Genomic DNA, 1343 nt, shown 5'->3' on the forward strand with positions numbered 1-1343 from the left:
GTCGCGGCGGGCGGCGCGGCCGCCGGCGGCTTGGCCGGCGCCGCCGGGTCGGCGGTCTGGGCGATGGCGACGCCCGACAGCAGCGCCATGGCCGCCGCGGCGGAGAGGAAGCGCGTCACATACATGGCCTGGTCCTTTCGCTTGAAACTCAGGCCGGCTTTACGCTCCAGATTGCGACTCCGTTGCAGTCAATCACGGGCTCGTGATCCAGACTTCGCCGTTACTTGAAAAAGAACACCAGCGCCGCGCCCGCGAAGATCAGCACGAAGCCCAGCATCGTGGTCCAGCGAATGGCCTCGCCAAGGTAGAAATACGAGAACAACGTGAAGACGATCAGGGTGATCGCTTCTTGGCCGGTCTTAAGCTGAGCCGTGGAATAGACGCCGTGTCCGATGCGGTTGGCGGGAACCGCCAGCATGTACTCGGGAAGCGCGATCAGCCAACTGCTCAGGATGGCCATGGGGAGCGCCAGCGGCTTGCCCTTCAGATGGCCGTACCAGGCGTAGGTCATGAACACGTTCGAGCAGATCAGCAGCCCCCACGGGGCGATCTTGGCCCACAGGGGCGTCATCGGAGAATCCTTCGGAACGGCGGAAGAGCGGTCATTGTAGACGTTGCGCGACGCCGCGCGCCACGGCGCCGCTGGACGACGGATTTGCCGTAGAAGCGCGCAAACTGAGCGACCAATGATACTTTTTCAGGCGCCTTGCCTCTTTCGTTTCCAATTGCCTACCGCGCGCCCCCGCTCAAGGAACCGTGGCCGATAGCGTGCGAGCGCCGGGGAAACGACGCGGCCGCATCCGGCGGCGTCGCGGTGATCGAGTGAGCAAATCCGCTCTAACCATCAACAAGGGGGGTCCGCCCAAGGCGGACCGGAGCAAGCCGGATGAAACTGATCATAGCGGTCGTCAAACCCTTCAAGCTGGACGAGGTCCGCGAGGCGCTGGTCGCCGCCGGCGTCGAAGGCCTGACGGTGTCGGAAGTGAAGGGTTACGGCCGCCAGAAGGGCCAGACCGAGATTTATCGCGGCGCGGAGTACCAAGTGAACTTCGTGCCCAAGGTGAAGCTGGAAGCCGTGGTGGACGATGCGTCCGCGGCCAAGGCGGTCGAAGCGGTCAAGGCCGCCGCGGCCACGGGCAAGATCGGCGACGGCAAGATCTTCGTCCTCAATGTCGAAGAAGCCGTTCGCATCCGGACGGGCGAAACCGGCCCGGCCGCTCTGTAACGATCGTCGGGGAAAGGGGATACCAACGATGAAATTGACCTTTAAGCCGCTGGCCGGGCTGATGCTCGCCGCGACGCTCGCGGGGGCGCCGCTCGGCGCGACCGCCTTCGCCCAGGAG

Annotated in this window: 3 protein-coding genes; 2 read left to right on the forward strand and 1 reads right to left on the reverse strand. The window is 64.8% G+C overall.

Annotated features, from left to right (window positions below):
- Nucleotides 1–220: 220 nt before the first annotated feature.
- Nucleotides 221–571 (reverse strand): DMT family protein, encoded by a 351-nt coding sequence (locus tag AC1DCG_RS25025; protein ID WP_477029161.1) that lies wholly within the window; start codon nt 569–571, stop codon nt 221–223.
- A 315-nt stretch (nt 572–886) separates the two neighbouring features.
- Between AC1DCG_RS25025 and AC1DCG_RS25030 the strand changes: the two genes are divergently transcribed.
- Entirely contained in the window at nt 887–1225 is a 339-nt protein-coding gene (locus tag AC1DCG_RS25030; protein WP_035046383.1) for a P-II family nitrogen regulator, read from the forward strand.
- A 28-nt stretch (nt 1226–1253) separates the two neighbouring features.
- A partial coding sequence (locus AC1DCG_RS25035; protein ID WP_477041747.1) for a hypothetical protein occupies nt 1254–1343 on the forward strand: 90 nt, incomplete at its 3' end.

It is taken from the genome of Caulobacter sp. 10L414 (genome assembly GCF_056395525.1).

Bases quoted from the DNA above. Each gene is read 5' to 3' on its own strand.
- AC1DCG_RS25025 (WP_477029161.1), bottom strand. From the start codon at position 571: ATGACGCCCCTGTGGGCCAAGATCGCCCCGTGGGGGCTGCTGATCTGC.
- AC1DCG_RS25030 (WP_035046383.1), top strand. From the start codon at position 887: ATGAAACTGATCATAGCGGTCGTCAAACCCTTCAAGCTGGACGAGGTC.